The 24364-nt window shown below is 52.8% G+C and carries 42 protein-coding genes; 5 read left to right on the top strand and 37 right to left on the bottom strand.

The features are described 5' to 3' along the window. Position 1: 1 nt before the first annotated feature. Genes E7738_RS15790 through dprA form a run of 3 tightly spaced genes read right to left on the bottom strand, consistent with a single transcriptional unit; the run spans position 2 to position 2144 of the window. Positions 2–550 carry a DNA topoisomerase family protein gene (locus E7738_RS15790; protein WP_031279837.1) on the bottom strand — a complete coding sequence of 183 codons (549 nt, stop codon included), beginning with the start codon at positions 548–550 and terminating at the stop codon, positions 2–4. Between the two features lie 24 nt (positions 551–574). After that, the gene (smg, locus tag E7738_RS15785; protein ID WP_031279836.1) at positions 575–1048 is read right to left on the bottom strand and encodes a DUF494 family protein Smg; all 474 of its coding nucleotides are present in this window, start codon (positions 1046–1048) and stop codon (positions 575–577) included. Then, positions 1020–2144 carry a DNA-protecting protein DprA gene (gene dprA, locus E7738_RS15780; RefSeq protein ID WP_215480623.1) on the bottom strand — a complete coding sequence of 375 codons (1125 nt, stop codon included), beginning with the start codon at positions 2142–2144 and terminating at the stop codon, positions 1020–1022. The genes smg and dprA overlap by 29 nt, the downstream gene beginning before the upstream one ends. Before the next feature lie 115 nt (positions 2145–2259). On the opposite strand from dprA, the gene def reads away from it, so the two are divergent. From def to mscL, 5 genes are all read left to right on the top strand, one after another. Continuing rightward, complete coding sequence (gene def, locus E7738_RS15775) at positions 2260–2772, top strand: peptide deformylase (RefSeq protein ID WP_058776571.1); 513 nt, start codon at positions 2260–2262, stop codon at positions 2770–2772. Positions 2773–2793: 21 nt separating this feature from the next. Beyond that, positions 2794–3738, top strand: coding sequence for a methionyl-tRNA formyltransferase (gene fmt, locus E7738_RS15770; protein ID WP_058759898.1), 945 nt, complete (start codon positions 2794–2796; stop codon positions 3736–3738). A gap of 45 nt (positions 3739–3783) precedes the next feature. Then, on the top strand, positions 3784–5070 hold the full coding sequence (rsmB, locus tag E7738_RS15765; RefSeq protein ID WP_058776570.1) for a 16S rRNA (cytosine(967)-C(5))-methyltransferase RsmB: 1287 nt from the start codon (positions 3784–3786) through the stop codon (positions 5068–5070). Between the two features lie 31 nt (positions 5071–5101). Beyond that, positions 5102–6478 (top strand): Trk system potassium transporter TrkA, encoded by a 1377-nt coding sequence (gene trkA, locus E7738_RS15760; RefSeq protein ID WP_021508228.1) that lies wholly within the window; start codon positions 5102–5104, stop codon positions 6476–6478. Between the two features lie 108 nt (positions 6479–6586). Next, the gene (gene mscL, locus E7738_RS15755) at positions 6587–6997 is read left to right on the top strand and encodes a large-conductance mechanosensitive channel protein MscL (RefSeq protein ID WP_021508227.1); all 411 of its coding nucleotides are present in this window, start codon (positions 6587–6589) and stop codon (positions 6995–6997) included. A 19-nt stretch (positions 6998–7016) separates the two neighbouring features. On the opposite strand, the gene E7738_RS15750 is transcribed toward mscL, so the two are convergent. The 34 genes from E7738_RS15750 to tuf form a co-directional block, all read right to left on the bottom strand. Continuing rightward, positions 7017–7235 carry an alternative ribosome-rescue factor A gene (locus E7738_RS15750; RefSeq protein ID WP_021508226.1) on the bottom strand — a complete coding sequence of 73 codons (219 nt, stop codon included), beginning with the start codon at positions 7233–7235 and terminating at the stop codon, positions 7017–7019. Between the two features lie 50 nt (positions 7236–7285). Next, entirely contained in the window at positions 7286–7723 is a 438-nt protein-coding gene (zntR, locus tag E7738_RS15745) for a Zn(2+)-responsive transcriptional regulator (protein ID WP_058770984.1), read from the bottom strand. A 1-nt stretch (position 7724) separates the two neighbouring features. Further along, on the bottom strand, positions 7725–8096 hold the full coding sequence (locus E7738_RS15740) for a DnaJ family domain-containing protein (protein WP_241799005.1): 372 nt from the start codon (positions 8094–8096) through the stop codon (positions 7725–7727). 111 nt (positions 8097–8207) lie between these two features. Continuing rightward, on the bottom strand, positions 8208–8594 hold the full coding sequence (gene rplQ, locus E7738_RS15735; protein WP_003850180.1) for a 50S ribosomal protein L17: 387 nt from the start codon (positions 8592–8594) through the stop codon (positions 8208–8210). Positions 8595–8634: 40 nt separating this feature from the next. Continuing rightward, positions 8635–9624 (bottom strand): DNA-directed RNA polymerase subunit alpha, encoded by a 990-nt coding sequence (locus E7738_RS15730; RefSeq protein WP_007891688.1) that lies wholly within the window; start codon positions 9622–9624, stop codon positions 8635–8637. 25 nt (positions 9625–9649) lie between these two features. Next, the gene (gene rpsD / locus E7738_RS15725; protein WP_010618555.1) at positions 9650–10270 is read right to left on the bottom strand and encodes a 30S ribosomal protein S4; all 621 of its coding nucleotides are present in this window, start codon (positions 10268–10270) and stop codon (positions 9650–9652) included. Positions 10271–10303: 33 nt separating this feature from the next. Further along, entirely contained in the window at positions 10304–10693 is a 390-nt protein-coding gene (rpsK, locus tag E7738_RS15720) for a 30S ribosomal protein S11 (protein ID WP_004160563.1), read from the bottom strand. Positions 10694–10709: 16 nt separating this feature from the next. Further along, entirely contained in the window at positions 10710–11066 is a 357-nt protein-coding gene (gene rpsM / locus E7738_RS15715; protein WP_021508223.1) for a 30S ribosomal protein S13, read from the bottom strand. A gap of 146 nt (positions 11067–11212) precedes the next feature. Further along, positions 11213–11329: a 50S ribosomal protein L36 gene (gene rpmJ, locus E7738_RS15710; protein ID WP_071813610.1), complete on the bottom strand. Its 117-nt coding sequence runs from the start codon at positions 11327–11329 to the stop codon at positions 11213–11215. Between the two features lie 32 nt (positions 11330–11361). Next, on the bottom strand, positions 11362–12693 hold the full coding sequence (gene secY, locus E7738_RS15705; RefSeq protein WP_021508222.1) for a preprotein translocase subunit SecY: 1332 nt from the start codon (positions 12691–12693) through the stop codon (positions 11362–11364). A gap of 7 nt (positions 12694–12700) precedes the next feature. After that, positions 12701–13135 (bottom strand): 50S ribosomal protein L15, encoded by a 435-nt coding sequence (rplO, locus tag E7738_RS15700; RefSeq protein WP_021508221.1) that lies wholly within the window; start codon positions 13133–13135, stop codon positions 12701–12703. A 3-nt stretch (positions 13136–13138) separates the two neighbouring features. After that, positions 13139–13318 (bottom strand): 50S ribosomal protein L30, encoded by a 180-nt coding sequence (gene rpmD, locus E7738_RS15695; RefSeq protein WP_013510758.1) that lies wholly within the window; start codon positions 13316–13318, stop codon positions 13139–13141. Positions 13319–13323: 5 nt separating this feature from the next. Continuing rightward, entirely contained in the window at positions 13324–13824 is a 501-nt protein-coding gene (rpsE, locus tag E7738_RS15690) for a 30S ribosomal protein S5 (RefSeq protein ID WP_010618560.1), read from the bottom strand. Between the two features lie 14 nt (positions 13825–13838). Continuing rightward, positions 13839–14192 carry a 50S ribosomal protein L18 gene (gene rplR, locus E7738_RS15685; protein ID WP_013510760.1) on the bottom strand — a complete coding sequence of 118 codons (354 nt, stop codon included), beginning with the start codon at positions 14190–14192 and terminating at the stop codon, positions 13839–13841. A 9-nt stretch (positions 14193–14201) separates the two neighbouring features. Beyond that, positions 14202–14735, bottom strand: a complete 534-nt coding sequence (gene rplF, locus E7738_RS15680) for a 50S ribosomal protein L6 (protein ID WP_007891676.1) — start codon at positions 14733–14735, stop codon at positions 14202–14204. A gap of 12 nt (positions 14736–14747) precedes the next feature. Continuing rightward, entirely contained in the window at positions 14748–15140 is a 393-nt protein-coding gene (gene rpsH, locus E7738_RS15675) for a 30S ribosomal protein S8 (RefSeq protein ID WP_021508220.1), read from the bottom strand. A gap of 32 nt (positions 15141–15172) precedes the next feature. Further along, positions 15173–15478 carry a 30S ribosomal protein S14 gene (gene rpsN, locus E7738_RS15670; protein WP_010618564.1) on the bottom strand — a complete coding sequence of 102 codons (306 nt, stop codon included), beginning with the start codon at positions 15476–15478 and terminating at the stop codon, positions 15173–15175. 14 nt (positions 15479–15492) lie between these two features. Beyond that, a complete protein-coding gene (rplE, locus tag E7738_RS15665) occupies positions 15493–16032 on the bottom strand; it encodes a 50S ribosomal protein L5 (protein WP_013510763.1) in 540 nt (179 codons plus the stop codon). Between the two features lie 14 nt (positions 16033–16046). Then, positions 16047–16361, bottom strand: a complete 315-nt coding sequence (gene rplX / locus E7738_RS15660) for a 50S ribosomal protein L24 (protein WP_021508218.1) — start codon at positions 16359–16361, stop codon at positions 16047–16049. Positions 16362–16371: 10 nt separating this feature from the next. Then, positions 16372–16743: a 50S ribosomal protein L14 gene (gene rplN, locus E7738_RS15655; RefSeq protein ID WP_006120590.1), complete on the bottom strand. Its 372-nt coding sequence runs from the start codon at positions 16741–16743 to the stop codon at positions 16372–16374. A gap of 168 nt (positions 16744–16911) precedes the next feature. Then, complete coding sequence (gene rpsQ, locus E7738_RS15650; RefSeq protein WP_010618568.1) at positions 16912–17166, bottom strand: 30S ribosomal protein S17; 255 nt, start codon at positions 17164–17166, stop codon at positions 16912–16914. Then, a complete protein-coding gene (gene rpmC / locus E7738_RS15645) occupies positions 17166–17354 on the bottom strand; it encodes a 50S ribosomal protein L29 (RefSeq protein WP_021508217.1) in 189 nt (62 codons plus the stop codon). The genes rpsQ and rpmC overlap by 1 nt, the downstream gene beginning before the upstream one ends. After that, a complete protein-coding gene (gene rplP, locus E7738_RS15640) occupies positions 17354–17764 on the bottom strand; it encodes a 50S ribosomal protein L16 (RefSeq protein ID WP_002438716.1) in 411 nt (136 codons plus the stop codon). The genes rpmC and rplP overlap by 1 nt, the downstream gene beginning before the upstream one ends. 12 nt (positions 17765–17776) lie before the next feature. Next, positions 17777–18475, bottom strand: a complete 699-nt coding sequence (rpsC, locus tag E7738_RS15635; protein ID WP_021508216.1) for a 30S ribosomal protein S3 — start codon at positions 18473–18475, stop codon at positions 17777–17779. Between the two features lie 17 nt (positions 18476–18492). After that, complete coding sequence (gene rplV, locus E7738_RS15630; protein WP_007891659.1) at positions 18493–18825, bottom strand: 50S ribosomal protein L22; 333 nt, start codon at positions 18823–18825, stop codon at positions 18493–18495. Positions 18826–18838: 13 nt separating this feature from the next. Continuing rightward, positions 18839–19117, bottom strand: a complete 279-nt coding sequence (gene rpsS / locus E7738_RS15625) for a 30S ribosomal protein S19 (RefSeq protein ID WP_001138115.1) — start codon at positions 19115–19117, stop codon at positions 18839–18841. Positions 19118–19133: 16 nt separating this feature from the next. Beyond that, the gene (gene rplB, locus E7738_RS15620) at positions 19134–19955 is read right to left on the bottom strand and encodes a 50S ribosomal protein L2 (protein WP_010618573.1); all 822 of its coding nucleotides are present in this window, start codon (positions 19953–19955) and stop codon (positions 19134–19136) included. Between the two features lie 17 nt (positions 19956–19972). Further along, on the bottom strand, positions 19973–20275 hold the full coding sequence (gene rplW, locus E7738_RS15615) for a 50S ribosomal protein L23 (RefSeq protein ID WP_010618574.1): 303 nt from the start codon (positions 20273–20275) through the stop codon (positions 19973–19975). Then, positions 20272–20877 (bottom strand): 50S ribosomal protein L4, encoded by a 606-nt coding sequence (gene rplD, locus E7738_RS15610; RefSeq protein ID WP_021508215.1) that lies wholly within the window; start codon positions 20875–20877, stop codon positions 20272–20274. The genes rplW and rplD overlap by 4 nt, the downstream gene beginning before the upstream one ends. A gap of 10 nt (positions 20878–20887) precedes the next feature. Continuing rightward, entirely contained in the window at positions 20888–21514 is a 627-nt protein-coding gene (rplC, locus tag E7738_RS15605; protein ID WP_021508214.1) for a 50S ribosomal protein L3, read from the bottom strand. 32 nt (positions 21515–21546) lie between these two features. After that, complete coding sequence (rpsJ, locus tag E7738_RS15600) at positions 21547–21858, bottom strand: 30S ribosomal protein S10 (RefSeq protein WP_006120582.1); 312 nt, start codon at positions 21856–21858, stop codon at positions 21547–21549. Between the two features lie 306 nt (positions 21859–22164). Then, complete coding sequence (bfr, locus tag E7738_RS15595; RefSeq protein ID WP_021508213.1) at positions 22165–22647, bottom strand: bacterioferritin; 483 nt, start codon at positions 22645–22647, stop codon at positions 22165–22167. A gap of 103 nt (positions 22648–22750) precedes the next feature. Beyond that, a complete protein-coding gene (gene bfd / locus E7738_RS15590) occupies positions 22751–22945 on the bottom strand; it encodes a bacterioferritin-associated ferredoxin (protein ID WP_021508212.1) in 195 nt (64 codons plus the stop codon). Positions 22946–23121: 176 nt separating this feature from the next. Further along, positions 23122–24306 carry an elongation factor Tu gene (gene tuf / locus E7738_RS15585; protein ID WP_058770981.1) on the bottom strand — a complete coding sequence of 395 codons (1185 nt, stop codon included), beginning with the start codon at positions 24304–24306 and terminating at the stop codon, positions 23122–23124. Between the last annotated feature and the right edge of the window lie 58 nt (positions 24307–24364).

The following is a 24364-nucleotide window of genomic DNA, read 5'->3' as shown; positions in this document are numbered from 1 at the left end:
ATCACTCTTCATCCTGGGCGATGGGCTTACCGCAGCGTTTGCTGGCGCAGAAGCGCTTCATGCCCTGTGCGGTTTTCTTTTCTATTAATAACGGGAACTGGCAATGGGGGCAGACACCTTCCAGCGGCGTGGCGTTGATCGCGAACTGGCAGTCGGGATAACGGTCGCAGGCATGGAAGGTTTTGCCATAGCGTGAACGGCGCTGCACCAGCTTGCCGCTGGCGCACTGCGGGCAGGCAATTGCGGTTTCGTCCGGCTTATCGATGGTTTCCGTGTAATCACACTCCGGATAGTGGCTACAGCCGACAAACATGCCGAATCGCCCCTGGCGCAGCACTTTGTCCGCACCACACTGCGGGCAGGCATGGCCTTCCAGCACTTTGACAATATGGCCATCACCCTGGCTTTTCAGCGGGCGAATATAGTCGCAGGTTGGATAATTCACACAGCCGAGAAAAGGCCCGTGTTTGCCGGCACGTATCACTAATTCTGCCCCGCAGGCGGGGCAGGGATCGTGTTTACGCACGGTAAATAGTGCTGGTTTACTCATATTACCGAATGCATTAATCGCAAATTAATGCAGCATACCTTCATTGACGTCGAATAACAGTTCTTCCATCTGCTGATAGGCATTTTCACACCCGGGGATGTTAAACAGCACCATCAGCACCACCCATTTGAGATCTTCCAGATCGAATTCCAGCGTATCAAGCGCCATAACCCGTTCGATGACCATTTCGCGCGTTTCCATATTCAGCACCTGGATTTGCTCCAGGAACAGAATAAAACCACGACACTCGGCATCTAAACGCTGGCTCTCTTCTTCCGTGTAGATTCGCATGGAGAGCGGATCGTTAGCCAGCAACACTGGCGCGACCAGACCATCCTGATAATCCGCTAACCGCTCAAGCCAATTCAACGCATTGTAGATATCTTCGCGATGAAAACCGGCATCGGTTAAGTCATCGGTCAATTTATCCTGGTCAACGCGCATTTCAGCCTCGTTGTGGATATACGTCTCAAACAAGTACATAAGTACGTCGAACATGGCATGCCCTCCTCAATCGGACATAGCCGCCGGGTACAGCTGCGATCCATCCTGCTAACTCCAGCTCCAGCAATTGCGCTGCGATAACTGGCACAGGTTGGCCGGCACGTTCAGCGACGACGTCAACAGGTGTAACCTCATCACCTACGTTAGCCAACACGCTGGGAAATGGCAATGGCACATCATCACTGAGTTGTGAATATATTGTTTCTGAGATGCTGGCCGGCAACCATTGCAGGGCAGAATGCAAATCCTCAAGGATATTGTTGGGATGCGCCACCAGCAGCGCACCCTGCTGAATCAGCCAGTGCGTGCCTTCACAGCCAGGATTACCCAGCGCGCCAGGCAGCGCATACACGTTACGGTTTTGTTCCAGCGCATACCGCGCCGTCACCAGCGAGCCACTCTTCAGTGACGCTTCAACCACCAGCACGCCATGACTCAGGCCACTGATAATACGATTACGCCGCGGGAAATTTACCGCATGGGGCGCCATCGACAGCGGCAGTTCTGAAACCAGCGCGCCGCCGCTGGCGATGATCTCTTGTGCCAGCGGCTGATGGCTTTTCGGATAGAGATGATTCAGCCCGCTGCCCAGCACGGCCAGAGTTTTGCCCTGCACTTCCAGCGCGGCACGATGCGCCACGCCATCAATACCGCGCGCCAGCCCGCTGGTGATGGTCAAACCGCTTAGCGCCAGCTGCTGGGTAAACCAGCTGCCCCATTCTCTGCCATACGGCGAACAGTGACGACTGCCGACCACCGCCAGTTGCGGTGTCGCGAGTGCAGAGAGGTCACCCGCTATATAAAGGGCAGCCGGATAGCGGCTGATTTCCCGCAGCCGGGCGGGATAATGTGCGTCGCTGCAGGCGATCAGATGATGTTGCGCCTGTTGCAGCCAGCGCTGCGTTGTTTCCAGCTGCCGTGGACAGAGGGCGAGAAACTGTTGCCGCTGCGTGTCGTCCAGACCGTGCTGCTGCAGCCACGCGTCGTCAACGTGGCTGGCGGCCAGAAGCGCCATGATGAACTGACGGGCGCGCTCACCGCTTAAACCCCAGACGTAAGTCAGCCTGATAATCCTTTCACTGCGTTCCATGCTGCGCTCCCTGTCAGCCGTGCTCTGATGCGGCACAATGCTGTCAATCAGGCCCCAAAAAGTCTACAATATGAGGCAGTAATCTTTTCTTTAACGCATACAGATCTGGATATTTATGTCAGTTTTGCAGGTATTACATTTCCCTGACGATCGCCTTCGCAAAATTGCTGCACCCGTTGCGGCTGTGAATGCTGACGTTCAGCGTATTGTCGACGATATGTTTGAGACCATGTACGCCGAAGAAGGCATTGGTCTGGCGGCGACGCAGGTGGATATTCACCAGCGCATCATCGTGATTGATGTTTCTGAAAGCCGCGAAGAGCGCCTGGTGCTGATTAACCCGGAGCTGCTGGAAAAAAGCGGCGAAACCGGTATCGAAGAGGGTTGCCTGTCGATCCCGGAACAGCGGGCGTTTGTGCCGCGTGCCGAGCGGGTCAAAGTGCGCGCGCTGAATCGCGACGGTAACAGCTTCGAGCTGGAAACCGACGGTCTGCTGGCGATCTGCATCCAGCATGAGATCGACCATCTCGACGGTAAACTGTTTATTGATTATCTGTCGCCGCTGAAGCGTCAGCGTATTAAACAGAAACTGGAAAAACTGGCCCGCCAGAATGCGCGCGCATCCTGAGAGCGAACAGAAGGTTGAACTGTGTCTGCACCGTTAAAAATCATCTTTGCCGGTACTCCTGACTTCGCAGCGCGTCATCTCGACGCGCTGCTTGCTTCTGAGCATCAGGTGGTTGGCGTCTTTACTCAGCCCGACCGCCCTGCCGGACGTGGCAACAAACTCACGCCGGGCCCGGTAAAAGTGCTGGCTCAGGCGCATGATATTCCCGTGTTTCAGCCAAAGTCCCTGAAGCCGGAAGAGAATCAGCAGCTGGTTGCCGGACTGCAGGCCGATGTGATGGTGGTCGTCGCTTATGGTCTGATCCTGCCTCAGGCGGTGCTGACGATGCCGCGCCTTGGCTGCATCAACGTACACGGCTCGCTGCTGCCGCGCTGGCGTGGTGCGGCGCCGATTCAGCGCTCACTGTGGGCCGGCGATAACGAAACCGGTGTGACCATCATGCAGATGGACGTGGGTCTGGATACCGGCGATATGCTGCACAAAATAACCTGCCCGATTAATGCCGACGATACCAGCGCATCGCTGTACGACAAGCTGGCGCAGCTGGGCCCGCAGGGGATGCTGACCACGCTCAGCCTGCTGGCCGCCGGCAGCGCGCAGCCCGAAGTGCAGGATGAGACCCTGGTAACTTACGCGGAAAAGCTCAGCAAAGAAGAGGCTCGTCTTGACTGGTCGCTCTCTGCTGTTCAGCTGGAACGGTGCATTCGCGCCTTTAATCCGTGGCCGGTGAGTTATTTCCTCATCGACGATCAGCCGGTCAAAGTCTGGCAGGCCAGCGTATTACCGCACCGCAGCGCCCAGCCGGGAGAAATTCTGCAGGCGGACAAACACGGCATCCAGATTGCTACCGCTGACGGCGTGCTGAATCTGCTCTCACTGCAGCCTGCCGGCAAAAAAGCCATGGCGGCGCAGGATCTGCTCAATTCGCGTCGTGAATGGTTTACACCCGGCACCGTTCTGGCCTGATTCTCCAGCCCGGTCTCCGCCGGGCTTTTTGTTTGATGAATGAATATGAAAAAAGCGACCAACCTGCGCAGCCTTGCCGCGCAACTGATTGAACGCGTGGTGGATAAAGGGGAATCGCTGAGCGCGATTCTGCCCGCTGCGCAAAAAACGCTGGCAAACAACGATGGCGCGCTGCTGCAGGAGTTGTGTTTTGGCGTGACGCGCACGCTGCCGCAGCTGGAAGCGTTGATTAATAAGCTGATGGCGCGGCCGTTAACCGGCAAACAGCGCGTGCTGCACTATCTGATCATGGTAGGCCTGTATCAGCTGCTGTATACCCGCGTTCCGCCGCACGCCGCGCTGGCCGAAACCGTGGCCGGGGCTGAAGCACTGAAGCGGGCAAATCTGAAAGGCTTGCTTAACGGCGTGCTGCGTCAGTTCCAGCGTCAGCAGGACGCACTGCTGGCAGAGGTCAATCAGGGCCCGCAGCGCTACTGGCATCCGGGCTGGCTACTGAAACGGCTGCAAACCGCGTGGCCAGAGCAGTGGCAGCGGATTGTAGAAGCAAACAATCAGCGACCGCCAATGTGGCTGCGCGTGAATCGTCAGCATCACAGCCGTGACGCCTGGCTGGCGTTATTAACCCAGCAGAATCAAAATGCGTTTGGTGCTGACGCGCCGGATGCGCTGCGTCTTGAAGCTCCGGCTCCGGTCAGTCAGCTGCCAGGCTTTGAGCAGGGCTGGGTGACGGTGCAGGATCTCTCTGCTCAGCGTTGTGCCCTGCTGCTGGCGCCGGAAAACGGCGAAACCATTCTCGACCTGTGCGCTGCGCCCGGCGGCAAAACCACCCATATTCTCGAAATTGCGCCGCAGGCACGCGTGATGGCGGTGGATATCGATGCGCAGCGCCTGTCGCGCGTGACGGAAAACCTGCAGCGTCTGGGGATGCAGGCTGACGTGCGTCAGGGCGATGGCCGCACGCCAGCGGCCTGGTGCGACGAGCAGCAATTCGACCGCATCCTGCTGGATGCGCCCTGCTCGGCCACCGGCGTTATTCGACGCCATCCGGATATCAAATGGCTACGCCGCGATCGCGATATCGACGAACTCGCCGCGCTACAGCGTGAGATTCTGGCGGCCATCTGGCCACGCCTGAAATCGGGCGGTACGCTGCTTTATGCCACCTGCTCAGTGCTGCCGCAGGAGAACCAGCAGCAGATCGAGGCTTTCCTCGCGACGCATGACGATGCGGTGCCGCAGGCACTGCCACAGGGGCAACTTAACGGCTGGCAGGTTTTCCCTGCCATCGATGGCGGCGACGGTTTCTTCTACGCTAAGCTGATGAAAAAATAGTGCAGCGCACAGTGACAAGAGCAACGTATCCATGAAAATTATTATCCTCGGCGCCGGCCAGGTGGGCGGCACGCTCGCTGAAAACCTGGTGGGCGAAAACAATGACATCACCGTGGTTGATAGCGATCCCTCACGCTTACGCGTGCTGCAGGATAAGTTTGACCTGCGCGTGGTGCAGGGCCATGGTTCGCACCCGCGCGTGTTGCGTGAAGCCGGCGCCGAAGATGCGGATATGCTGGTGGCGGTCACCAGTTCTGACGAAACCAACATGATTGCCTGTCAGATTGCTTACTCGCTGTTTAACACGCCAAACCGCATTGCCCGTATCCGCGCCGCCGATTATCTGCGCGATGCGGAAAAGCTGTTCGTGCCGGAAGCGGTACCCATCGACCATTTGATCTCGCCTGAACAGCTGGTGATCGACAATATCTATCGGCTGATTCAGTACCCTGGCGCGTTGCAGGTGGTGAATTTTGCCGAGGGCAAAGTCAGCCTGGCAGTGGTCAAAGCCTATTACGGCGGACCGCTGGTGGGCAATCCGCTGTCGATCCTGCGTGAACATATGCCGCATATCGATACCCGCGTAGCCGCGATTTTCCGTCAGGATCGTCCGATCCGCCCGCAGGGATCGACGATCGTCGAAGCTGGCGATGAAGTGTTTTTTATTGCCGCCAGTCAGCATATTCGTGCGGTGATGAGCGAGATGCAGCGGCTCGAAAAGCCCTATAAACGCATTATGCTGGTCGGCGGCGGTAATATCGGCTTTGGCCTGGCGCAGCGGCTGGAGAAGCAGTACAGCGTTAAGCTGATTGAACGTAATCAGCAGCGCGCAGCTGAACTGGCTGAACATCTGCAGGATACCATCGTGTTCTATGGCGATGCCTCGGATCAGGAACTACTGGCAGAAGAGCATGTCGATCAGGTCGATCTGTTTATCGCCGTCACTAACGACGATGAAGCCAATATCATGTCAGCGATGCTGGCCAAAAAGATGGGCGCGAAAAAGGTGATGGTGCTGATCCAGCGTCGCGCCTATGTCGATCTGGTGCAGGGCAGCGTGATCGATATTGCGATCTCACCGCAGCAGGCCACGATTTCTGCGCTGCTTGGCCACGTGCGCAAAGCCGATATTGTCGGCGTCTCTTCACTGCGCCGCGGTATTGCGGAAGCCATCGAGGCCATTGCCCACGGTGATGAAACCACTTCGCGCGTGGTAGGCCGCCTGATTGAAGATATTAAACTGCCGCCGGGCACCATTATCGGCGCGGTGGTGCGTGGTGATGACGTGATCATCGCCAATGATAATGTGCGTATTGAGCAAGGCGACCACGTGATCATGTTCCTCACCGACAAAAAGTTTGTGCCGGACGTTGAACGTCTGTTCCAGCCGAGCCCGTTCTTCCTGTAACGCGTTGTGATTGGGCTGCAGTGAGAGTGGTGTTTAATCCATTGTTATAATGGCAATTACACGAAGGTTTGTTAGACTTTAGCCATTGGCCAAGGCAAGGAGATAACAATGAGTTTATTCAAAGAGTTTCGTGATTTTGCGATGCGCGGTAACGTGGTGGACCTGGCGGTCGGTGTGATCATCGGTGCTGCGTTCGGTAAGATCGTATCGTCACTGGTTGCGAACATCATTATGCCACCGCTCGGTTTATTGATTGGCGGCGTCGACTTTAAGCAGTTTAAATGGGTACTCAAGCCAGCAGAAGGCGATATCCCAGCGGTGGTGATGGAGTACGGTAACTTTATTCAGACGGTATTTGACTTCATCATCGTAGCGTTTGCTATCTTCATTGCCATCAAAGTAATGAATAAACTGTATAAAAAGAAAGAAGTGGAAAAACCAGCGCCTAAACCGACCAATGAAGAAGTGCTGCTGACCGAGATTCGCGACCTGCTTAAGCAACAAAATAATAAAGTGTGATAAATAAAAGCCGCCAGTTTCAGGCGGCTTTTTTGTCACTAAAGCAGAAGGCCAGAGGTAAACACTGTTGCTTACCGCTGGCCTCCTGATTCGCTCCCTTCGCGTGTTTATCTTTACGCCGGTAGCTGCCTTTCCCCTTCTGATTGCGCTCAACACGCTGGCGATACAGCGGATCGTGTAACAGAGCTTCCAGGGCGTTATCGTTAATTTTGCCTTTTCGATGCTGATAGTGACTCATATCGTCCTCCGGTTAGTGATGGCGCAACTATAGTTCCTGCGCGCCAGAATTCAATCCTTGCTACAACAAATTTCAGGATGCGGATCTTCACCGGTTTCCAGTGCCTCGAGGATCGAACAGCAGGCGCTACTGTGCCGGTCGCCACAGCAGGTTTCCGCCAGCCGTTGCAGTGAGCGCTGCATGGTTTGCAGTTCGCCAATCATACCGTTCACCTCATCCAGCCGTTTCGCCACGATCGCTTTTGACTCTTCACAGGTATGATGCTCTGGATCGATGCGGATCGACAGCAGGTCGCGGATCGATTCCAGGCTGAAACCAAGCTGCCGGCCGTAACGGATAAAACGCAGGCGCTGCAGATCGTTATCGCTGTACAGGCGGAAGCCGCCCTCGGTGCGTACCTCATGATCCATCATCTGCTGCTTTTCATAAAAGCGGATGGTGTCCGGCGTCACGTCCGCCAGTTTTGCCAGCTGGCCAATGCGATACATACTATTTCTCCTGCTGTAGCCACTGACCGATCGCCGGGCGGTATTCGCCACGCAGAAAATCGGTGCTCATGCCAGCCTGCTGCAGCTTCATCTCCAGCAGTGTCAGGCGTTTGGCCAGTTCGTGCGCCTCGCTGTCGTCAGGATCAAGTTCACGAAGCAGATCGCTCAGTGCCAGCGCGTCGCGGCGCATCTCCAGTTCCGGTGGGAGATAACCGGCGTTTTTCAGCAGTCGCCAGGCACTGCGCAATTCCGCCGGCACACCACTGTCATCGTCCAGCGTGAGCGGCGCACCCTCACCAGGCAGATTGCTCAGCTCACCCTTTTCCTGAGCGGCGCGGATGTGTTGCTCAGCCAGCTGATCGATAAGCCACATAGAAACCTCCTGCAGGCATGTCTGCCAACAGCATAGCGAATGGAGGGGAAATAGGAAGAAATGACAGGCAATAAAAAACCCGCCGAAGCGGGTTTTTTACGTTACTGCAAATTACTCTGCAGCAGCTTCTGCTTGAGCTTCTGGACGATCAACCAGCTCGATGTATGCCATCGGAGCGTTGTCACCAGCACGGAAGCCACACTTCAGAATGCGAGTGTAACCACCGGCACGGCTCGCGAAACGCGGGCCCAGCTCGTTAAACAGTTTTGCCACGATCTCGTTATCACGAGTACGGGCGAATGCCAGACGACGATTAGCTACGCTGTCGGTCTTGGCAAGAGTAATCAGCGGCTCAACTACGCGACGCAGCTCTTTGGCTTTCGGCAGAGTCGTCTTAATGATCTCATGACGAACCAGAGAACCAGCCATGTTGCGGAACATAGCCTGACGATGGCTGCTGTTGCGGTTCAGTTGACGACCACTCTTACGATGGCGCATGACCTTATCCTTCTCAGTGAAACCTTAACCTGCGATCCGGTTATTCATCAGCAATGCTTGCCGGTGGCCAGTTTTCCAGGCGCATGCCCAGAGACAGACCACGTGATGCGAGCACGTCTTTAATCTCGGTAAGAGATTTTTTACCCAGGTTAGGCGTTTTAAGCAGCTCAACCTCGGTACGCTGTACCAGATCACCGATGTAGTGGATAGCTTCTGCCTTGAGGCAGTTAGCAGAGCGGACAGTCAATTCCAGATCGTCAACAGGGCGCAGCAGGATCGGATCGAATTCTGGTTTCTCTTCTTTGACTTCCGGCTGACGTACATCACGTAAGTCAACGAAAGCTTCCAGTTGTTCTGCCAGGATGGTTGCCGCACGACGAATCGCCTCTTCAGGATCGATTGTGCCGTTGGTTTCCATTTCGATGACCAGCTTGTCCAGGTCGGTGCGCTGTTCTACACGCGCTGCTTCAACATTGTAGGCGATACGGTCTACAGGGCTGTAGCAAGCGTCAACCAACAGACGGCCGATTGGGCGCTCATCTTCTTCCGAATGAATTCGGGCAGAAGCCGGCACATAACCACGACCACGCTGAACTTTGATACGCATGCTAATAGACGCGTTTTCATCGGTCAGATGGCAGATCACATGCTGCGGCTTGACGATTTCGACATCACCGTCGTGGGTAATGTCGGCTGCAGTCACAGGGCCAATGCCAGATTTATTCAGAGTGAGGATGACTTCATCTTTACCCTGAACTCTTACCGCCAGCCCTTTCAGATTGAGCAGGATTTCCAGGATATCTTCCTGTACGCCCTCTTTGGTGGAGTACTCGTGCAGCACGCCATCAATCTCAACCTCGGTCACCGCGCAACCCGGCATGGAAGAAAGCAGAATACGGCGCAGTGCGTTACCAAGAGTATGGCCAAAGCCACGCTCTAACGGCTCAAGGGTCACCTTGGCGTGCGTCGAACTCACTTGCTCGATATCTACCAGGCGCGGTTTTAGAAACTCTGTCACAGAACCCTGCATTGTGTCCTCTCTTTGGTACTAAGCTTTACTTAGAGTAAAGCTCGACGATCAGGTGTTCGTTAATGTCCGCAGACAGATCGGTACGCTCAGGAATACGCTTGAACACACCTTCCATCTTAGTCGCATCAACTTCCAGCCAGGTTGGCTTTTCACGCTGCTCAGCCAGCTCCAGAGCGGCCTTCACGCGAGATTGCTTTTTGGCTTTCTCACGGATGCTTACGACATCATTCGGAGATACCTGATAAGAAGCGATGTTAACAACGCGACCGTTTACCATTACAGATTTGTGGCTAACCAGCTGACGTGCTTCTGCACGAGTGGCACCAAAGCCCATACGGTAAACTACGTTATCCAGACGACCTTCCAGCAGAGCTAACAGGTTTTCACCGGTGTTGCCTTTCAGACGCGCTGCTTCTTTATAGTAGTTACGGAACTGACGCTCCAGCACGCCGTAGATACGACGAACTTTTTGCTTTTCACGTAACTGGCCGCCGTAATCAGACAGACGCGGTTTACGCGCACCATGCTGACCAGGGGCTTGTTCAATTTTGCACTTGGAATCAATCGCGCGAACGCCAGACTTAAGGAATAAGTCAGTGCCCTCACGACGGCTCAGCTTGAGCTTAGGACCCAAATATCTTGCCATTTTCTTTCTCCAACTAACCTAAAAAACGGAACGTTAAACGCGACGTTTTTTCGGCGGACGACAACCGTTGTGAGGGATCGGAGTCACATCAGTAATATTAGTGATGCGGAAACCAGCGGCGTTCAGAGCACGAATAGTAGATTCGCGGCCTGGACCCGGACCCTTAACCATAACTTCCAGGTTCTTAATACCGTAATCTTTCACGGCTTCTGCACAGCGCTCTGCAGCGACCTGAGCAGCAAACGGAGTAGATTTACGTGAACCGCGGAAACCGGAACCACCGGCGGTTGCCCAACCCAGTGCGTTACCCTGACGATCAGTAATAGTAACGATGGTGTTGTTAAAAGACGCATGGACATGAGCCACGCCATCTGAGACTTGTTTTCTTACACGCTTACGTGCACGAACTGGTGCCTTTGCCATTATTTACTCACCCCGATTATTTCTTGATCGGTTTACGCGGACCCTTACGGGTACGTGCGTTGGTCTTAGTACGCTGACCGCGCACCGGCAGACCACGACGATGGCGTAAACCACGGTAGCAACCAAGGTCCATCAGACGCTTGATGCTCAGGGTGATTTCACGGCGCAGATCACCTTCAACAACGAATTTACCAACTGCTTCACGCAGCTGATCAATTTGTTCTTCAGACAGCTCACTGATCTTAACATTTTCAGCGATGCCCGTTTCAGCACAGATGGCTTTAGAACGGGTTTTGCCGATACCGAAGATCGAAGTTAATGCGATAACGGTATGTTTTTGATCAGGAATGTTAATGCCTGCTATACGGGCCACTATGCACTCCTATAATTAAATAAATGCGTACCATGCTGAAAAGCCCGTTTTCAGGATACTCAAATGGAAACGCATCGACATACAAAAGATTGGCTGGCTAATCTAGCCAGCTCAACCCGACTTTGCAAGAAAAATATGTGACTTAATCAGCCCTGGCGCTGTTTATGCTTAGGCTCGGAGCTGCAGATCACACGTACGACACCGTCGCGACGAATGATTTTGCAGTTACGACATAATTTCTTGACGGAAGCACGAACTTTCATTTTTACTCTCCGTAACTTCTCAAGCTACTGAATTAACGGCCATAGCCTTTCAGGTTAGCTTTCTTCAATGCAGACTCGTACTGACTGGACATCATCAGAGTTTGCACTTGAGCCATAAAGTCCATGATGACAACCACTACAATCAGCAGCGAGGTGCCGCCAAAGTAGAAGGGAACCTTCATGGCATCACGCATGAACTCCGGGATCAGGCAGATAAAAGTAATATACAGTGCGCCGATTAAGGTCAGACGTGTCATTACTTTATCGATGTACTTCGCCGTTTGCTCTCCCGGACGAATTCCCGGTACGAATGCACCAGACTTCTTCAGGTTATCTGCTGTTTCACGCGGGTTGAAAACCAACGCCGTGTAGAAGAAACAGAAGAAGATGATTGCAGTCGCATAGAGTAGCACATAAAGCGGCTGTCCTGGCTGCAAATACAGCGAAATTGTTGTCAGCCAGTTCCAACCGGTACCGCCCCCGAACCAGGATGCTATCGTCGCCGGGAACAGGATAATGCTGGAAGCAAAGATGGCTGGGATTACGCCCGCCATGTTCACTTTCAACGGTAAATGTGTGCTCTGTGCAGCATATACACGACGACCTTGCTGACGTTTAGCGTAGTTGACCACAATGCGGCGCTGGCCACGCTCAACGAAAATAACAAAGAACGTCACTGCAAATACAAGAACTGCAACCAACAGCAACAGAAGGAAGTGCAGGTCGCCTTGCCGCGCTTGCTCGATGGTATGGCCAATGGCCGGCGGTAAACCCGCAACAATACCCGCGAAGATAATGATTGAAATACCGTTACCGATACCTCGTTCAGTAATCTGTTCGCCCAGCCACATCAGGAACATAGTTCCGGTAACCAGACTTACAACAGCGGTAAAGTAGAAAGCAAAGCCTGGATTTAATACCAGGCCCTGCATTCCAGGCATATTCGGCAGACCGGTAGCAATACCGATCGACTGGAATATAGCCAGAACCAGTGTGCCGTAGCGAGTGTACTGGCTGATCTTACGACGACCAGCTTCACCCTCTTTCTTAATCTCGGCCAACGCGGGATGAACCACCGTCAGCAGCTGGATAATAATAGAGGCCGAAATATACGGCATAATACCCAGCGCGAAGATTGAGGCACGACTGAGAGCACCACCAGAGAACATGTTAAACATTTCAATGATGGTGCCACGCTGTTGCTCAAGCAGTTTGGCAAGTACAGTGGCATCGATACCGGGGATTGGAATAAAAGAGCCAATACGGAAGACAATCAGTGCACCGATTACAAACAACAGTCTGCGCTTCAGTTCACCAAAGCCACCTTTGGCACTTTGAAAATCTAATCCCGGTTGCTTTGCCATCTGCTACTTATTCCTCGATTTTACCGCCAGCAGCTTCGATTGCAGCACGAGCACCTTTGGTGACACGCAGACCACGAATCGTAACAGGTGCAGATACTTCACCAGACAGGATCACTTTCGCGAACTCAATCTGTACACCGATGATGTTAGCTGCTTTCAGCGTGTTCAGGTCGACGATACCGCCTTCCACTTTCGCCAGATCAGACAGACGCACTTCTGCAGTCACGAATGATTTGCGCGAGGTGAAGCCGAACTTCGGCAGACGACGGTACAGAGGCATCTGACCACCCTCGAAACCACGACGTACGCCACCGCCAGAACGAGACTTCTGACCTTTGTGACCACGACCGCCGGTTTTACCGAGGCCAGAACCGATACCACGGCCCAGACGCTTGGAAGCGTGTTTAGACCCTTCGGCCGGAGACAGAGTGTTTAAACGCATCTCTTACTCCTCCACTTTCAGCATGTAAGAAATCGCGTTGATCATACCGCGTACAGCTGGCGTGTCTTCACGCTCAACGGTGTGACCAATACGACGCAGACCCAGACCAACCAGAGTGGCTTTGTGCTTAGGCAGGCGGCCGATTGAGCTACGGGTTTGTGTAATTTTGATTGTCTTAGCCATCGTGATTACCCCAGAATTTCTTCAACGGATTTACCACGCTTGGCAGCAACCATATCCGGAGACTTCATATTGCCCAGGCCGTCGATAGTTGCACGAACCACGTTGATCGGGTTAGTGGAACCATAGGCTTTAGCCAGAACGTTATGAACTCCAGCGACTTCCAGAACGGCGCGCATTGCACCGCCGGCGATGATACCGGTACCTTCAGAAGCCGGCTGCATGAACACACGAGAACCCGTGTGCGCACCTTTAACCGGGTGCTGCAGGGTGCCGTGAGTCAGCGCGACATTAACCATATTGCGACGAGCTTTTTCCATCGCTTTCTGGATCGCTGCTGGAACTTCACGCGCTTTACCGTAACCAAAACCAACGCGGCCGTTACCATCACCCACTACAGTCAGAGCGGTGAAGGAGAAAATACGACCACCTTTCACAGTTTTAGAGACACGGTTTACCGCGATCAGTTTTTCCTGCAGGTCGCCAGCTTGTTTCTCGATGTGTGCCATCTTAGACCTCTACCTTAGAACTGAAGGCCAGCTTCACGAGCAGCATCTGCAAGTGCCTGGACGCGACCATGATATTGGAAACCGGAACGGTCGAAAGAAACATCTTTGATGCCTTTTTCGATAGCGCGCTCAGCCAGAGCTTTACCTACAGCTGCAGCGGCGTCTTTGTTACCGGTATACTTCAGTTGTTCAGCGATAGCTTTTTCTACAGTAGAAGCAGCAACCAGAACTTCGGAACCGTTCGGGGCGATTACCTGTGCGTAAATGTGACGCGGGGTACGATGTACCACCAGGCGAGTAGCACCCAGCTCTTTGAGCTTGCGACGTGCACGGGTCGCACGACGGATACGAGCAGATTTCTTATCCATAGTGTTACCTTACTTCTTCTTAGCCTCTTTGGTACGCACGACTTCGTCGGCGTAACGAACACCCTTGCCTTTGTAAGGCTCAGGACGACGGTAGGCGCGCAGATCAGCTGCAACCTGACCAATCAGCTGTTTATCAGCGCCTTTCAGCACGATCTCAGTCTGAGTTGGACATTCAGCAGTGATGCCGGCCGGCAGTGCATGGTCAACCGGGTGAGAGAAGCCCAGGGCCAGACTCACAGAGTTGCCTTTAACAGCTGCACGATAACCAACACCAACCAGTTGCAGCTTCTTGGTGAAGCCTTCGGTAACACCGATAACCATGCCGTTCAGCAGCGCACGGGCAGTACCTGCCTGTGCCCAACCATCCGCATAACCTTCGCGTGGAGCGAAAGTCAGGGCGTTGTCTGCATGCTTAACTTCTACAGCACTGTTGATAGTACGAGTCAGCTCGCCGTTTTTGCCTTTGATCGAAACTTCCTGACCGTTGAGTTTTACCTCTACGCCGGCAGGAACAACGACAGGTGCTTTTGCAACACGAGACATTTTATCCTCCGATTACGCTACGTAGCAGATAATTTCGCCACCAAGACCAGCCTGGCGCGCTGCACGATCAGTCATGACACCTTTAGAGGTAGAAATTACAGCAATGCCCAGACCGGCCATAACTTTTGGCAGCTCATCTTTTTTCTTATAGATGCGCAGACCTGGACGGCTAACACGCTGAATGCTTTCTACAACAGCTTTACCCTGGAAGTACTTAAGAGTCAGTTCCAGTTCCGGCTTGATGTCGCCTTCGATTTTAAAATCTTGAATATAGCCTTCTTCCTTCAGCACGTTGGCAATTGCCACTTTCAGCTTGGAGGAAGGCATAGAGACCGCAACTTTGTTCGCGGCCTGACCGTTACGGATACGGGTCAGCATATCCGCGATCGGATCTTGCATGCTCATCTGTGTTACTCCCGTGATTCAAATGGTGACAATTACCAGCTAGCCTTTTTCAGACCCGGGATTTCACCGCGCATTGCGGCTTCACGGACCTTGATACGGCTCAACCCAAACTTCCGCAGGAAACCGTGCGGACGACCTGTCTGACGGCAGCGGTTACGCTGACGTGAAGGGCTGGAATCACGCGGCAGACTCTGCAGCTTGAGAACGGCGTTCCAACGGTCTTCGTCGGATGCGTTCACATCAGAAATGATCGCTTTCAGTTCAGCGCGTTTTGCGAAGAACTTGTCTGCTAATTTCACACGCTTAACTTCGCGTGCTTTCATAGATTGCTTAGCCATTAAGTAACCCTACCTTACTTGCGGAACGGGAAGTCAAAGGCAGCCAGCAGAGCACGGCCTTCATCATCAGATTTCGCAGTAGTGGTAATGGTGATATCCAAACCACGAACGCGATCGACTTTGTCGTAGTCGATTTCTGGGAAGATGATCTGCTCACGAACGCCCATGCTGTAGTTACCACGACCGTCGAAAGACTTCGCGGACAGACCACGGAAGTCACGGATACGCGGTACAGCAATAGTGATCAGACGCTCAAAGAACTCCCACATGCGCTCGCCACGCAGAGTTACTTTACAGCCGATCGGATAGCCCTGACGGATTTTGAAGCCTGCAACTGATTTGCGTGCTTTGGTGATCAGCGGTTTTTGACCGGAGATTGCTGCCAGGTCAGCTGCTGCGTTATCCAGCAGTTTCTTGTCAGCGATCGCTTCACCAACACCCATGTTCAGGGTGATCTTCTCGACCCGAGGGACTTGCATGACAGAATTGTAGCCAAACTCTGTCATGAGTTTCTGGACTACTTCGTCTTTGTAGTAATCATGCAGTTTCGCCATCGTACTACTCCAAATTACTTGATAGTTTCGCTGTTAGACTTGAAGAAACGGACTTTTTTACCGTCTTCGAATCTAAAGCCTACACGGTCAGCCTTGCCGGTTGCCGCATTGAAGATTGCAACGTTAGAAACCTGAATAGCAGCTTCTTTTTCAACGATGCCGCCTGGTTGGTTCAGAGCCGGAACCGGCTTCTGGTGTTTCTTAACCAGGTTGATACCTTCAACGATGACCTTACCAGAAGTCAGGACATTCTTTACTTTACCGCGTTTACCTTTGTCTTTACCGGTAAGCACGATAACTTCGTCGTTACGACGGATTTTCGCTGCCATTGTTCGCTCCTTAGAGTACTTCTGGTGCCAGAGAGATAATTTTCATGAACTTTTCAGTACGAAGTTCACGAGTTACCGGCCCAAAAATACGCGTTCCGATAGGCTGCTCGCTGTTATTGTTCAGAATAACGCATGCATTACCATCGAAGCGAATGACAGAACCGTCCGGGCGACGAACACCCTTCCTGGTGCGCACCACTACCGCTTTCAGGACATCACCTTTTTTCACCTTGCCACGCGGAATTGCTTCCTTGATGGTCACTTTGATGATATCGCCGACGCCTGCGTAGCGACGGTGCGAGCCACCCAGAACCTTGATACACATTACGCGACGTGCACCGGAGTTGTCGGCGACGTTCAGCATAGTCTGTTCTTGGATCATTTTAGTGCTCCGCTAATGTCAACTACTACTTCGGGACCCAAACCTCAGGTCGTTAAAAAGCCCCATAATTGAGGGCGCGGCATTATAACACCGGTTCTCGCAGATGGGTAGAAAAAATGAACGGCTCCATAGAGCCGTTCATTTTGTTTTTAGAGGAAGCGGATTCTATTACAGAATCGCTTTCTCTACAACGCGAACCAGAGTCCAGGACTTAGTCTTGGACAGTGGACGGGTTTCGCGGATTTCAACCACGTCACCAATACCACACTCGTTGTTCTCGTCATGGATGTGCAGCTTAGTCGTACGCTTAATGAATTTACCGTAGATCGGGTGCTTCACGAAACGCTCGATAGCAACAACAGCAGATTTCTGCATTTTGTCACTAACAACACGACCCTGCAGAGTACGGATTTTATCGGTCATTACGCCGCCTTCTCAGTCAGTAAAGTCTTAACGCGTGCAACATCACGGCGAACTTGCTTCAGCAGATGGGTCTGCTGCAGCTGGCCAGATGCTGCCTGCATGCGCAGGTTAAACTGCTCGCGCAGGAGGTTAAGCAGCTCAGTGTTCAGCTCTTCAACGCTTTTTTCACGCAGCTCAGTTGCTTTCATTACATCACCGTCTTAGTTACAAAGGTGGTTTTGATAGGCAGTTTTGCTGCTGCCAGCTTGAATGCTTCACGGGCCAGCTCTTCCGGTACACCGTCCATTTCATACAGGACTTTACCAGGCTGGATCAGGGCAACCCAATACTCCACGTTACCCTTACCTTTACCCATACGCACTTCCAGCGGCTTCTCGGTGATTGGTTTGTCCGGGAATACACGGATCCAAATCTTACCTTGACGCTTAACTGCACGGGTCATAGCACGACGTGCTGCTTCGATCTGACGAGCAGTCAGACGACCACGGCCAACAGCTTTCAGACCGAAAGTACCGAAGCTAACATCCGTACCCTGCGCCAGACCGCGGTTACGGCCTTTGTGCACTTTACGGAATTTCGTACGCTTTGGTTGTAACATCAGCGACTCTCCTTACTTACGGCCTTTACGCTGCTGCTTTTTAGGTTGAGCAGCCGGTTCCGGTTGTTCAACAGCAGCCATACCACCCAGGATCTCACCTTTGAAGATCCATACCTTAACGCCGATTACACCATAAGTGGTGTGCGCTTCAGAGGTGTTGTAGTCAATGTCAGCACGCAGAGTGTGCAGCGGTACACGACCTTCACGGTACCATTCGGTACGTGCGATCTCAGCACCGCCCAGACGGCCGCTAACTTCAACTTTGATACCTTTAGCGCCCAGACGCATTGCGTTCTGTACAGCACGCTTCATCGCACGACGGAACATCACACGACGCTCCAGCTGTGAAGTGATGCTGTCAGCAACCAGTTTTGCGTCCAGTTCCGGTTTACGGACTTCGGCGATATTGATCTGTGCAGGAACGCCAGCGATGTTCGCTACGACCGTGCGCAGTTTTTCAACGTCTTCACCTTTTTTACCGATAACGATACCCGGGCGAGCGGTGTGAATGGTCACACGGATGCTCTTAGCCGGACGCTCGATAACGATGCGAGATACAGACGCTTTTGCCAGTTCTTTGTTCAGGAACTGACGTACTTTAAAGTCGCTGTCCAGGTTGTCAGCGAATTCTTTGGTGTTCGCAAACCAGGTAGAGTTCCATGGTTTTACAATACCCAGGCGAATACCATTAGGATGTACTTTCTGACCCATTGCTAGTCTCCAGAGTCTCAGCGATCGGACACAACCACAGTAATGTGGCTGGTGCGCTTCAGGATGCGATCTGCACGACCTTTAGCACGCGGCATAATGCGCTTCATGCTAGGGCCTTCATCTACGAAAATTTTCGCAACTTTCAGATCGTCGATATCAGCGCCATCGTTGTGTTCGGCGTTAGCAATGGCAGATTCCAGGACTTTCTTAACCAGTACAGCCGCTTTCTTGTTGGTGTAAGTCAGAATATCCAGAGCCTGCGACACTTTCTTACCGCGAATCAGGTCAGCAACAAGGCGAACCTTCTGAGCAGAAGAACGAGCATGGCGATGTTGAGCAATAGTTTCCATCTCTTCCTCCTACTTATTTCTTCTTGGCTTTCTTATCAGCAGCGTGGCCGCGATAAGTACGTGTCGGTGCAAATTCACCCAGCTTGTGGCCGACCATTTCGTCGGAAACAAAGACAGGAACGTGCTGACGACCATTATGGACAGCGATGGTCAAACCGATCATGTTAGGGAAGATCGTTGAACGACGGGACCAAGTGCGCAGGGGCTTCTTGTCACCGCTTTCCACCGCTTTCTCTACCTTCTTCAGCAAGTGCAGGTCAATAAAAGGACCTTTCTTGAGAGAACGTGGCATGGCTTATCCTCTAAAATTATTTGCTACGGCGACGTACGATAAATTTATCAGTACGCTTGTTGCTACGGGTCTTCTTACCTTTGGTCTGAACGCCCCACGGAGTTACCGGGTGCTTACCAAAGTTACGACCTTCACCACCACCGTGCGGGTGATCGACTGGGTTCATCGCAGTACCGCGAACGGTAGGACGAACACCACGCCAACGGGTTGCACCGGCTTTACCCAGAACGCGCAGCATGTGCTCAGCGTTACCGACTTCGCCCAGGGTTGCGCGGCAGTCAGCTTCGACTTTACGCATTTCGCCTGAACGCAGACGCAGGGTAACGTAGGAACCTTCACGCGCAACGATCTGCACGTAAGCACCAGCAGAACGGGCAATCTGACCGCCTTTACCTGGTTTCATTTCTACGTTGTGCACGGTTGAACCAACCGGGATGTTACGCATCGGCAGGGTGTTACCTGCTTTGATCGCAGCATCAACGCCAGACTGAATCTGGTCGCCAGCTTTCAGGCCTTTAGGGGCCAGGATGTAACGGCGCTCGCCATCTTTGTACAGAACCAGTGCGATGTTCGCAGAACGGTTCGGATCGTACTCAAGACGCTCAACAACTGCCGGGATACCATCTTTGTTGCGTTTGAAGTCAACAATACGGTAAGCCTGCTTGTGACCACCACCGATATGACGGGTAGTGATACGACCATTGTTGTTACGACCACCGGATTTGCTGTTTTTTTCAACCAGCGCGGCAAAAGGCTTGCCTTTGTGCAGCTCAGGGTTCACCACTTTAACAACGTGACGACGACCCGGAGATGTCGGTTTACATTTAACAACTGCCATTGTCTTTCTCCTCCGACTTACTCAGCGCCGCCGACGAAGTCCAGGTTCTGGCCTTCTTTCAGGGTGACGTAAGCTTTTTTCCAGTCGCTACGACGACCGATACGCTGTCCGTGACGCTTAACTTTACCCTTAACAACCAGGGTGTTTACGTCTTTCACTTCTACTTCGAACAGTTTCTCAACAGCAGCAACGATCTCTGCTTTGGTCGCGTCTTTGGCAACTTTGAGAACGATGGTATTGGTTTTTTCCATCGCGGTTGATGCTTTTTCAGATACGTGCGGCGCGCGCAGTACTTTCAGCAGACGTTCTTCACGGATCATGCCAGCATCTCCTCAACTTGCTTAACTGCTTCTGCAGTCATAACGACTTTGTCGAAGGCGATCAGGCTAACTGGGTCGATACCCGCTGCATCACGCACGTCAACCTTGTACAGGTTACGCGCAGCCAGGAACAGATTCTCATCCAGTTCACCGGTGATGATCAGCACGTCTTCCAGCGCCATGTCTTTCAGTTTCTGTACCAGCAGCTTAGTTTTAGGCGCTTCAACAGAGAACGACTCGACAACGATCAGACGGTCCTGACGTACCAGCTCGGACAGGATGCTTTTCAGCGCGCCGCGGTACATCTTTTTGTTAACTTTTTGACTGTGGTCCTGTGGACGCGCAGCGAAGGTCACGCCACCTGAACGCCAGATCGGGCTCTTGATAGAACCTGAACGCGCACGGCCGGTGCCTTTCTGACGCCATGGCTTTTTGCCTGAACCAGTTACTTCAGCACGAGTTTTCTGCGCGCGAGTACCCTGACGAGCACCTGCAGCGTAAGCAACAACAACCTGGTGAACCAGCGCTTCGTTGAAATCACGACCGAAGGTAGTTTCGGAAACAGTCAGCGCGCTCTGCGCGTCTTTCAGTACTAATTCCATTGCTATCCCCTTACGCCTTCACAGCTGGTTTAACAATCAGGTCGCTGCCGGTTGCACCCGGGACAGCACCTTTGACCAGCAGCAGGTTGCGCTCAGCGTCAACACGTACTACTTCCAGGCTCTGAACGGTTACGCGCTCATTACCCAGCTGACCAGCCATTTTCTTGCCTTTGAACACTTTGCCCGGAGTCTGGTTCTGACCGATAGAACCCGGAACGCGGTGAGACAAGGAGTTACCGTGTGTAGCGTCCTGGGTACGGAAGTTCCAGCGCTTAACGGTACCTGCGAAACCTTTACCTTTAGAGGTACCGGTAACGTCTACTTTTTTAACGTCAGCGAAAATTTCAACACTGATGCTCTGGCCAACAGAGTATTCTTCACCTTCGGTGCGGAATTCCCACAGACCACGGCCAGCTTCAACGCCAGCTTTAGCAAAATGACCTGCTTCCGGCTTACCAACACGGTTTGCTTTTTTCGCACCGGTGGTAACCTGGATCGCCTGGTAACCATCGTTTTCCAGACCTTTGACCTGGGTAACGCGGTTTGCTTCAACTTCGATTACGGTTACTGGGATTGAAACGCCTTCTTCAGTGAAGATGCGCGTCATGCCCACTTTTTTACCGACTAAACCAATCATTGTATCAACCTCTCAATCGCTCGATGACCTGATTAACCCAGGCTGATCTGCACGTCAACACCGGCAGCCAGATCCAGACGCATCAGAGCATCAACGGTTTTTTCAGTTGGCTCAACGATGTCTACCAGACGCTTGTGAGTGCGGATTTCGTACTGATCACGCGCATCTTTGTTAACGTGCGGAGAGATCAGAACGGTGAAGCGCTCTTTGCGAGTCGGCAGCGGGATCGGACCACGTACCTGCGCACCAGTGCGCTTGGCAGTCTCGACGATTTCCGCGGTTGATTGATCGATCAGGCGATGATCAAACGCTTTAAGACGGATACGGATTCTTTGGTTCGACATGAGACCAAGGCTCCAAACATTTTATAAACGAAAAAAATTACTACCCGCACCCATTACGATTGATGGGGGAGTGTAATCGTTCAGCATATAACTCCCCAATCGGGAGTATTGTCAGGCGATACACTAATCGCTATCGCCTGCGATTCTGCTCGAATCGCGCCACACCAATATCGGCAGGCCCGCGCATTATACGCAAATCTGTTCAGGAAGCAACCCATGCTGCGTTTTTAACCGCAAAAGCGCGCGCCAGTAAAAAAGCCCGCACGGGGCGGGCTGCAATCAACAGTTGGAACGGCACGGCAAACGCTACTTATCGCCCTCTTCTTTCAGCTGGGCCTGCAGATAGTTTTGCAGACCCAATTTCTGAATCAGGTCGAGCTCGGTTTCCAGCCAGTCGATATGGTGCTCTTCATCCGCCAGAATCTCGATCATCATGTCGCGGCTGACGTAATCATGAACTTTATCGGCGTACGCAATCGCTTCGCGTAAGTCTTTCGCCCCTTCCAGTTCGAGCGTCAGATCCGATTGCAGCATTTCCGGTACGTCTTCACCAATGCGCAGCCGGCCGAGATCCTGCAGATTAGGAATGCCTTCGAGAAACAAAATGCGTTCGATGTACTTGTCCGCATGTTTCATTTCATCAATGGATTCATGGTATTCGACATCGTTGAGGCGTATCAGGCCCCAGTTTTTGAACATGCGCGCATGTAGAAAGTACTGATTGATTGCAACCAGTTCATTTCCCAGCAATTTATTGAGGTGAGTAATGATTTTGCCGTCGCCCTTCATTGTGCTTCCTCCGCTTGCAGATAAATAGAGCGTAGATGCGGATAAAAAGAAGTCAAAAAAACGCGACAGTTTTTGGGGTTATTCAGGCGAAGCGGATGTGCAGTTATGCTATCTCTTTGTAAAGCGGCACGTTTTGCATTTCATCATCCATAATCTCGCGCGCCACGCGAATACACTTGCCGCACTGCTTGCCGATAGGCACCAGCTGGCGCAGTTGCTGAATCGATTTGGGTTGATAACGGCGGACAACTTCACGCAGGGTTCGGTCGCTTACGGCATTACACAGACAGACGTACATTTACAGCCCACTCCAGTACAATTTCTGATCAAAGTGTAAATGAGAATGGTTTTTATTTCAACGTAGCTTTTGTGTGGGATTAGGCGTGCCGGTCAATGCAAAGCAAAAAAAAGAGCACCGAAGTGCTCTTTTTCATGCTGCGGTGGCAACCGGAGCTGCCACCGTTATTAACGCAATTAAGCGAGAACTTCAGCAACAACGCCCGCGCCGACGGTACGGCCGCCTTCGCGGATTGCGAAACGCAGACCCTGGTCCATCGCGATTGGGTGGATCAGCTCAACGGTCATTTTGATGTTGTCGCCTGGCATTACCATCTCAACGCCTTCTGGCAGTTCGATGTTGCCGGTCACATCAGTAGTACGGAAGTAGAACTGTGGACGGTAGCCTTTGAAGAACGGAGTATGACGGCCGCCTTCGTCTTTAGACAGTACGTACACTTCTGATACGAACTTGGTGTGTGGCTTGATGGTGCCTGGCTTAGCCAGAACCTGACCACGCTGGATCTCTTCACGCTTGATACCGCGCAGCAGAACACCACAGTTCTCGCCTGCCTGACCCTGGTCCAGCAGTTTGCGGAACATTTCAACACCGGTACAGGTAGACTTAGCAGTCGCTTTGATACCAACGATTTCTACTTCGTCGCCCACTTTCACGATGCCGCGCTCAACACGACCGGTAACAACGGTACCACGGCCAGAGATTGAGAATACGTCTTCGATTGGCAGCAGGAACGGCAGATCGATAGCACGTACTGGATCTGGAATGTAAGTATCCAAGTGACCAGCCAGCTCAACGACTTTCGCTTCCCACTCAGCGTCGCCTTCCAGCGCTTTCAGCGCAGAACCGCGTACGATTGGGGTATCGTCGCCTGGGAAGTCGTACTGAGACAGCAGATCGCGAACTTCCATCTCAACCAGTTCCAGCAGCTCTTCGTCATCAACCATGTCGCACTTGTTCAGGAACACGATGATGTAAGGAACGCCAACCTGACGGCCCAGCAGGATGTGCTCACGGGTCTGAGGCATTGGGCCATCAGTCGCAGCAACAACCAGGATCGCGCCGTCCATCTGCGCAGCACCGGTGATCATGTTTTTCACATAGTCGGCGTGGCCTGGGCAGTCAACGTGTGCGTAGTGACGGGTCGGGGTTTCATATTCAACGTGAGAGGTGTTGATGGTGATACCACGAGCCTTCTCTTCTGGCGCGTTATCGATCTGATCGAATGCACGAGCCTGGCCGCCGTAGGTTTTAGCCAGAACGGTGGTGATGGCTGCAGTCAGGGTGGTTTTACCGTGGTCAACGTGACCGATGGTGCCCACGTTTACGTGCAGTTTGTTACGTTGAAATTGCTCTTTCGCCATGGCGATAATCCTTACGTTATGCCTTCATCAATGATGAAGGCATCAGTTCACAATTTTT

The sequence above is a fragment of the Pantoea sp. SGAir0430 genome (assembly GCF_043549295.1).
The sequence above is the reverse complement of the archived record's forward strand: the minus strand, read 5'-3'. Positions and strand labels throughout refer to the sequence as shown.

Excerpts from the sequence above, each read along its gene's own strand:
- mscL (WP_021508227.1), top strand. The coding sequence starts at position 6,587 with ATGAGTTTATTCAAAGAGTTTCGTGATTTTGCGATGCGCGGTAACGTG.
- rplC (WP_021508214.1), bottom strand. The coding sequence starts at position 21,514 with ATGATTGGTTTAGTCGGTAAAAAAGTGGGCATGACGCGCATCTTCACT.
- secY (WP_021508222.1), bottom strand. The coding sequence starts at position 12,693 with ATGGCAAAGCAACCGGGATTAGATTTTCAAAGTGCCAAAGGTGGCTTT.
- dprA (WP_215480623.1), bottom strand. The coding sequence starts at position 2,144 with ATGGAACGCAGTGAAAGGATTATCAGGCTGACTTACGTCTGGGGTTTA.
- E7738_RS15790 (WP_031279837.1), bottom strand. The coding sequence starts at position 550 with ATGAGTAAACCAGCACTATTTACCGTGCGTAAACACGATCCCTGCCCC.
- rpsJ (WP_006120582.1), bottom strand. The coding sequence starts at position 21,858 with ATGTCGAACCAAAGAATCCGTATCCGTCTTAAAGCGTTTGATCATCGC.
- rpmD (WP_013510758.1), bottom strand. The coding sequence starts at position 13,318 with ATGGCTAAGACAATCAAAATTACACAAACCCGTAGCTCAATCGGCCGC.
- E7738_RS15750 (WP_021508226.1), bottom strand. The coding sequence starts at position 7,235 with ATGAGTCACTATCAGCATCGAAAAGGCAAAATTAACGATAACGCCCTG.
- zntR (WP_058770984.1), bottom strand. The coding sequence starts at position 7,723 with ATGTATCGCATTGGCCAGCTGGCAAAACTGGCGGACGTGACGCCGGAC.
- rplE (WP_013510763.1), bottom strand. The coding sequence starts at position 16,032 with ATGGCGAAACTGCATGATTACTACAAAGACGAAGTAGTCCAGAAACTC.
- rpsC (WP_021508216.1), bottom strand. The coding sequence starts at position 18,475 with ATGGGTCAGAAAGTACATCCTAATGGTATTCGCCTGGGTATTGTAAAA.
- bfd (WP_021508212.1), bottom strand. The coding sequence starts at position 22,945 with ATGTACGTCTGTCTGTGTAATGCCGTAAGCGACCGAACCCTGCGTGAA.
- rplP (WP_002438716.1), bottom strand. The coding sequence starts at position 17,764 with ATGTTACAACCAAAGCGTACGAAATTCCGTAAAGTGCACAAAGGCCGT.
- rpsN (WP_010618564.1), bottom strand. The coding sequence starts at position 15,478 with ATGGCTAAGCAATCTATGAAAGCACGCGAAGTTAAGCGTGTGAAATTA.
- rpsH (WP_021508220.1), bottom strand. The coding sequence starts at position 15,140 with ATGAGCATGCAAGATCCGATCGCGGATATGCTGACCCGTATCCGTAAC.
- rpsE (WP_010618560.1), bottom strand. The coding sequence starts at position 13,824 with ATGGCACACATCGAGAAACAAGCTGGCGACCTGCAGGAAAAACTGATC.
- rsmB (WP_058776570.1), top strand. The coding sequence starts at position 3,784 with ATGAAAAAAGCGACCAACCTGCGCAGCCTTGCCGCGCAACTGATTGAA.
- smg (WP_031279836.1), bottom strand. The coding sequence starts at position 1,048 with ATGTTCGACGTACTTATGTACTTGTTTGAGACGTATATCCACAACGAG.
- rplR (WP_013510760.1), bottom strand. The coding sequence starts at position 14,192 with ATGGATAAGAAATCTGCTCGTATCCGTCGTGCGACCCGTGCACGTCGC.
- rplX (WP_021508218.1), bottom strand. The coding sequence starts at position 16,361 with ATGGCAGCGAAAATCCGTCGTAACGACGAAGTTATCGTGCTTACCGGT.
- rplQ (WP_003850180.1), bottom strand. The coding sequence starts at position 8,594 with ATGCGCCATCGTAAGAGTGGTCGTCAACTGAACCGCAACAGCAGCCAT.
- E7738_RS15740 (WP_241799005.1), bottom strand. The coding sequence starts at position 8,096 with ATGTGGCTTATCGATCAGCTGGCTGAGCAACACATCCGCGCCGCTCAG.
- trkA (WP_021508228.1), top strand. The coding sequence starts at position 5,102 with ATGAAAATTATTATCCTCGGCGCCGGCCAGGTGGGCGGCACGCTCGCT.
- rpsD (WP_010618555.1), bottom strand. The coding sequence starts at position 10,270 with ATGGCAAGATATTTGGGTCCTAAGCTCAAGCTGAGCCGTCGTGAGGGC.
- rplB (WP_010618573.1), bottom strand. The coding sequence starts at position 19,955 with ATGGCAGTTGTTAAATGTAAACCGACATCTCCGGGTCGTCGTCACGTT.
- rpmC (WP_021508217.1), bottom strand. The coding sequence starts at position 17,354 with ATGAAAGCAACTGAGCTGCGTGAAAAAAGCGTTGAAGAGCTGAACACT.
- bfr (WP_021508213.1), bottom strand. The coding sequence starts at position 22,647 with ATGAAGGGCGACGGCAAAATCATTACTCACCTCAATAAATTGCTGGGA.
- rpmJ (WP_071813610.1), bottom strand. The coding sequence starts at position 11,329 with ATGAAAGTTCGTGCTTCCGTCAAGAAATTATGTCGTAACTGCAAAATC.
- rplV (WP_007891659.1), bottom strand. The coding sequence starts at position 18,825 with ATGGAAACTATTGCTCAACATCGCCATGCTCGTTCTTCTGCTCAGAAG.
- rplN (WP_006120590.1), bottom strand. The coding sequence starts at position 16,743 with ATGATCCAAGAACAGACTATGCTGAACGTCGCCGACAACTCCGGTGCA.
- def (WP_058776571.1), top strand. The coding sequence starts at position 2,260 with ATGTCAGTTTTGCAGGTATTACATTTCCCTGACGATCGCCTTCGCAAA.
- rplW (WP_010618574.1), bottom strand. The coding sequence starts at position 20,275 with ATGATCCGTGAAGAACGTCTGCTGAAAGTACTGCGCGCGCCGCACGTA.
- rplF (WP_007891676.1), bottom strand. The coding sequence starts at position 14,735 with ATGTCTCGTGTTGCAAAAGCACCTGTCGTTGTTCCTGCCGGCGTAGAG.
- rplO (WP_021508221.1), bottom strand. The coding sequence starts at position 13,135 with ATGCGTTTAAACACTCTGTCTCCGGCCGAAGGGTCTAAACACGCTTCC.
- rpsQ (WP_010618568.1), bottom strand. The coding sequence starts at position 17,166 with ATGACCGATAAAATCCGTACTCTGCAGGGTCGTGTTGTTAGTGACAAA.
- tuf (WP_058770981.1), bottom strand. The coding sequence starts at position 24,306 with ATGGCGAAAGAGCAATTTCAACGTAACAAACTGCACGTAAACGTGGGC.
- rplD (WP_021508215.1), bottom strand. The coding sequence starts at position 20,877 with ATGGAATTAGTACTGAAAGACGCGCAGAGCGCGCTGACTGTTTCCGAA.
- rpsK (WP_004160563.1), bottom strand. The coding sequence starts at position 10,693 with ATGGCAAAGGCACCAGTTCGTGCACGTAAGCGTGTAAGAAAACAAGTC.
- E7738_RS15730 (WP_007891688.1), bottom strand. The coding sequence starts at position 9,624 with ATGCAGGGTTCTGTGACAGAGTTTCTAAAACCGCGCCTGGTAGATATC.
- rpsS (WP_001138115.1), bottom strand. The coding sequence starts at position 19,117 with ATGCCACGTTCTCTCAAGAAAGGTCCTTTTATTGACCTGCACTTGCTG.